Genomic DNA, 5,927 nt, shown 5'->3' on the forward strand with positions numbered 1-5,927 from the left:
CTCGCGGGCGGCGTCGCGGTGATCCGCGTCGGCGGCGCGACCGAGGTCGAGGTGAAGGAGCGCAAGGATCGCGTTGACGACGCGATGCATGCGACCCGCGCCGCGGTCGAGGAAGGCATCGTCCCGGGCGGCGGCGTCGCCCTGCTCCGGGCCTCCGAGCAGCTCAAAGGCCTGCGCACCAAGAACGACGACCAGAAAACCGGCGTCGAGATCGTGCGAAAAGCGCTGTCCTGGCCGGCCCGCCAGATCGCGATCAACGCCGGTGAAGACGGTTCGATCGTGGTCGGCAAAGTCCTGGACAACGAGCAGTACTCTTATGGCTTCGATGCGCAGACAGGCGAGTATAGCAACCTTGTCTCCAAGGGCATCATTGACCCGACCAAGGTCGTGCGCATCGCGGTCCAGAACGCCTCCTCGGTGGCGGCGCTGCTGATCACGACAGAAGCGATGGTTGCCGAGCTGCCGAGGAAGGCCGCGGCCGGCCCGGCCATGCCTCCAGGCGCCGGCATGGGCGGTATGGACTTCTGATCCACTCTGTCAAAGTGTCGATGACCATGCAAAACCCTGGCCCGAATGCCAGGGTTTTGCTTCGGCGAGCCTGCAACGTAGCCCTAGCAAGCCGCGCCAAAGGCCCAACCCATCGGCCTATCCGTACGAACGGCGTTGGGCCCAGACCTAATTTGCTTGTGACTTTTCATTCGGCGGCCACAGGGGCTCGGCCAAGGTGAAACGGGTCCAGCACTGCGATGGCAGTGGGCCTGTCGCTATTTGAGTCTCACGACTGCCTCTGCCGAGTGTCTGAACCCTTCGTCTGGGCATATCCGGTGCCGCCTACCCGCTTTAGACCTTCTTGCATACTTTCCTGCCCTGACGCGTGGTCCCAAGCGCCCAAATGCCCTTTCCTGGTTCGCACTTACATCTGATGGCCAGAGGCTTATTTGAAACCCCTCAGTGAGAATGCGCATCGACAAAAACCACAAGATATCCTGCGGAAGTGCCATAATTACTGTACGCTTTATTTTGTCCTCGCGGATGGGCTCCGCTTCGTCTAACGGCTAAGCGGCGCTCCAAAAAGCGTCTTATGCTGAGCTTCGACGAATGGAACGTCTGGTATCGAACGCGCAACGAGGTTGCCCCGGCGGTAGACCGCTGGCCAGTGGCCCCCGATCCTTGAGGAACTCTATACAATGGAGGACGCGCTCGCCTTCGGCGGCGCCTGCATTTCCCTGTTGAATCACGCCGATCGGGTGAGAGTTGCCTGCCTGGCGCAACTCGTGAACGTCATCGCGCCGATTATGACTAAGACAGGCGGAGGTGCATGGCGCCAAACCATCTTCTTTCCTTTTGCGCATATGAGCCGCTTTGGTCGCGGAAGAATTTTGCACGCGCAAGTCGAGACGGAAGCCGACTATGCGTCGTATAACAATCCTGACGGTAGACCGGCCGGGACCTTTCCAGCGCCTGACGTGCCGTATCTCAAGACAGCGGCAGTCGCCGAACAAGGCGGCGGCTTGTCGCTCTTTCTGCTCAATCGTGATCTAAAGCAGGAGATGGAGGTGGGTCGTCGAGGCCAGAAGCTTCGGTCCCCTGACAGTTCACGAGCGCCTCGAGCTCCGGCACGATGATCTGATGGCGGCGAATAGCGAGAATACGCCGGACAAGGTCAAGCCGGCGCCCTTGCAAAGCGTGGCCTTTGACCGCGGGAGGTTGCGGGCGACGCCCAAGCCGGCGTCATGGAATGTGATCTACCTGGCGCCACATTGAGAAAATGAAGTGCCCGCGAAAATTGCGCCAAAGGATCAATCGTGATCGTGGTTTAGGTTTTTGCTTGAGCATGATTTCCGCGAACGCTATTAGTCCGAGAGCGTGAGCACATCGCAAAGCGTGAGCGCTGCCGATCGTACCAGGGCCTGATGATCGCGGCCAACGCCAGTGATGGGTGATAGCCCTGCCACGATCAGCGCGTCCGCCGCCGCGCCCGGCCCAGATTACCTGCACCTGCAAGACAAACTTTCAGGCCGCCGCATTCTGCGCCTGCACGACATCATACCATCATCGTCGGTCGCCCGCCAAGCAATCGGCCCTTCGAGAGCGGCTCGCCCTACCAGCCTGCGCCTCCGATAGTCATATTGACAAGACTGATCTTGATGAGAGCCCGCGCAGCGGCGAGCAATAAATCCAAGTCCCGGCGAACGTGCTTATGCTGCGCTTGCATCACACTATATCAATGTGTAACCGAGATAGCCACGGGGATGAATTGGCACGAAGCGCGACCGAGTTCATTGTGGGCCTTATGGCTATGTATACTCAGGTTTACGCCCAATTCAGCGAGGCGCGGGAACGCACAGCCGCTGCACTATACTCCAGTTTGATCGCTGACCTCAGTCAGCTGAATTTCGCAGACGCGGATGACCGCCGAGCATTCCCTCCGACCCTACACAGCATATTGGCAAGGCATGGACTGTTCGGGCTCACCACACCAGGAGAGCACGGCGGATTAGCTCTTCCCTTGCAGGAGGCCATCAACCTCATCTCCGCCACTGCATCCTTCGATGTCTCCGCTGCCTCTACCCTCGTCATCCATAACTTCCTGGCCTTGCCCTGCATCCAAGCGGCACCGCACGTCCCCGAACAAAAGCATATCATTTGGGGTGCAACACGCGGTGATCTCTGCGCTTTCGCTTTGACGGAGCCCGGAGCTGGCTCGGCCCCGAGGCACATAGAGGCTTCGGCTCTCATGCGCGAAGATAAAGTTCGTATCTCTGGCCGCAAGATCTGGATCGGCCTCGCTGACTGGGCTCGCTGGATCGTTTGCTTTGCGCGCGCGTCTGAACCCGATGCGAAAGGTCGGCTCGTTGGTGTACTCGTTGACAGGCAAGCTACAGGCCTAAAGGTCACGCACGAGCATCGCACACTCGGTCTACGTGGCATCATTCAGAATACCCTGGAGTTCCACGATGTCGAGGTGCCGCGTTCTTACGTTCTCTCTCGCGATCAAGACGGCTGGAGCGCGGCGGCATCTAGCATGAACCGCGGCCGTGTCGGTGTGGCTGCTATGGGTCTTGGAGCCCTTGAGCGAGCTATCCAGGTCGCAGCTTCTTATGCAAGCCATCGCCGGCTCGGTAAACTGCGTATGATCGAGAACAGCTACATCGAGCAGTTATTCGGGCAGATGGTGCTGCGGCGGGAAGTCGTGAAGGCGATGCTGGCCGCATCCTGCCGACTTGTTTCAGCGCAGGGCGCGCCAAACGTCCACCTTGCGTCGGCAACGAAGGTTTTGTCCTCGGAGTGGTGCGGCCTTGTCGCTGATCAATGCGTCCAGCTGTTAGGTGGCCGTGGTTACGATGAGGGAGCGCCTTTAGCCAAAATCTATCGAGACGCTCGCATCCTTCGCATCTTCGAAGGTCCGACTGAGGCGCTCCTATCACATCTCGGCCGCTGCCTCCTCTCTAAAGCCACACGTGACGAGGTAGCCGATCTCTTTCGGTCAGTTGGAGCGGCATCAGTCCATGCTGCTGCAATTGAGGAGCTCTCTGGGCTCAATGAGACAGACGGTGCCGTGCTGATCTATGCGGGTTGGCTCACAACATTGGGGCTGGCAAAAGCTGTCATGTCTGCTGGTTGCTTCTCTGCCTCAGATTGCACCGCAGCAGCGGCTGACCTGGTCAGTTCCGAACTTGCAACTCTCCGTACTCGCGCGCCGGCTCGGCAATCTGTCGAAGTCCGCAATCGGGCTAGTCGGACTCTGACCACCTTCCTTGAAGACGCGGCTTGTTCTATTCGCTCACCTGTGCTCACAGACGATTATCTTAGATTGGTGCAGTATGTCTGACATCTGGCGGATGCCGGACGTCTTTCCACCTGGTGGTCCCGCGCGCGACGATGCAACTGCGGAAAGGCGAAGCATCCCTGAGCACTGCCGCGTCTAAATTCCGGCAGGCTGATAAGAGGGCCTAACCTAATCTCGCTCCGGGCGGCGCCGCCGCAGCAAAGGCTTTCGCGTTCAGGAGACGCCAGGGAAAGAGCAAGCCGCTTCTCGAGGAACGCAATTGTTGGTCAAGCAGATCCTGACGAGGAAGCGGGCGAAGTCGTCCCAGCGCCTGAGTAATTCATAGGCTTCAGGACGCTGAGCGCGCATTGAGAGGCATCGCCTTGGGAAGGCGCAACTGGACCTTCGCTGGTAGCCAGCGTGGCGCCGACCGTGCCGCCATCATGCTGACGATGATCACGACTTGTCGCCTCAACGACGTCGATCCCAAGGCCTGTCTCGCCGAGGTCCTGGCCCGGATCGCCGATCTTCACGCGTCACGCCTGCACGAACTGCGCCCTCTTGGGGTGGACGGCTCCCAACGGCATCGCAATGTGCCAGAGTGAGTTCGTTGAAGTTCTCAATCGAGGGAGACCGTCCGTGGAAACGATTATCCGAATTGGCATGGATACGTCAAAGAGCGTTTTCCAGTTGCATGGCGTGAACGCAGCTGAGAAACCAATCCTGCGCAAGAAGCTCTCGCGTCCAGAGATGGTAAAGTTTTTCGAGAAGGCGGCGCCTACTATCGTTGCTCTTGAAGCCTGCGGTGGGGCTCACCACTGGGCAAGACTATTAGCTTCCTTTGGGCACAAAGTGAAATTGATCGCGCCTCAGCTGGCCAAGCCGTATGTGAAGCGCGGCAAGAATGACGCGGCGGATGCAGAGGCCCTGTTCGAGGCGACGAGCCGACCTACCATGCGGTTCGTTCCAGTAAAAACCGCAGATCAGCAGGCAGCGCTGACGTTAGTTGGAATGCGAGAGAGGCTCATCCGCAATCGGACACAGATGGCCAATGCCATTCGCGGCTTTGCCATGGAATTTGGCATCGTCGCGGCCAGGATCGAACCGCATGGAGCGATTAGCGAATGATCAATCGCTGCCGGAGCTTGCTCGGAAGCTTTTTGCCATGCATTGTGATGAATATCGTGATCTGCTGTCGCAAATCAGGTCGGTCGAGAAAAAGCTAATGGAACTTCACCGCGCCGATGAATGCAGCAGGCGTCTTGCGAAAATTCCCGGTGTCGGTCCTTTGGTGCGTCACTCTTGATGATGAAGACACCAGACCCTCGTATGTTTAAGTCTGGCCGCGATTTTGCCGCTTGGATAGGGCTCACACCCAAAGATCATTCGACGGCCGGCAAGGTTAGGCTTGGGGTCATCACACGTGCCGGCGACGAAATGTTGAGGAGCACATTGGTGGTCGGCGCGACCGCTCTTCTTCAGCATGTAAGAGCAGGTCGAAGCAGACATGCCTCCCGATAGCTTACCGATCTGTGCAACGAAAAAGCCCCAAACTTTTCGCCGTGGCGCTTGCCAACAAGATCGCCCGCGTTGCCTGGAAGCTCATGGTGAGCGGTGAAACGTATCGGCGAATGGAGGAACAGCCAAAGGCTATATAGAGGATTGGCGACCACGGTGAGAACAGAAACTACCCTGTTGCGCTGATGCTGTGAACTTGCACGAGAAGAGCAGATGGTGCGATCGATCGATCCAAAACTCGTGACACTCCGTCATTCCCAGTGGCCCTCCGAGGTCGCTGCCTTGTTAGGAACACGCGTTGCGGGACCCATCTTGGCCAGCGGTCATGTGCGACCGCATGCAAAGGCCGGTATGGAGGCAAGCGATCCGTCAAATCACTGAACAATATCTTGCAAGGAGGGAGCCGTCCACATATGGGAATGGAAGCTCCTCCGCCAAGCACCGCCGGTCTGCAGGCCGCCTGACGTTCACACAACCGATCATAGAGCTCGCTGTGCCCGCGCGCACGCGTCAATCAGGCGGTCTTCGTCGTCTTACGATTACCCACATCTTTGAGTCAGAGCTTCGCTCCCGTTGCGATATCGATGAATCGCGATAGTCCGCGCCACATGATCAGATTCCCTGGTGGCGGATCGTTGGC

The 5,927-nt window shown here is 58.5% G+C and carries 3 protein-coding genes and 2 pseudogenes; all 5 read left to right on the forward strand.

Translation table 11 applies throughout. The features are described from left to right. Positions 1-528, forward strand: a 528-nt coding sequence (locus AC5ZFO_RS46905) for a TCP-1/cpn60 chaperonin family protein (protein WP_496124126.1), incomplete at its 5' end; no start/stop codon positions are given. Between the two features lie 659 nt (positions 529-1,187). Beyond that, a complete protein-coding gene (locus AC5ZFO_RS46910) occupies positions 1,188-1,625 on the forward strand; it encodes an alpha-L-arabinofuranosidase C-terminal domain-containing protein (protein ID WP_496124127.1) in 438 nt (145 codons plus the stop codon). Between the two features lie 674 nt (positions 1,626-2,299). Next, positions 2,300-3,832, forward strand: coding sequence for an acyl-CoA dehydrogenase family protein (locus tag AC5ZFO_RS46915; RefSeq protein WP_496124128.1), 1,533 nt, complete (start codon positions 2,300-2,302; stop codon positions 3,830-3,832). A 293-nt stretch (positions 3,833-4,125) separates the two neighbouring features. Then, positions 4,126-4,374, forward strand: a pseudogene (locus tag AC5ZFO_RS46920) (transposase domain-containing protein); the annotation flags it as partial. Positions 4,375-4,408: 34 nt separating this feature from the next. Then, positions 4,409-5,427: pseudogene (locus tag AC5ZFO_RS46925) on the forward strand (IS110 family RNA-guided transposase). Positions 5,428-5,927 lie beyond the last annotated feature (500 nt).

The organism is Bradyrhizobium sp. Unk1, from assembly GCF_059512345.1.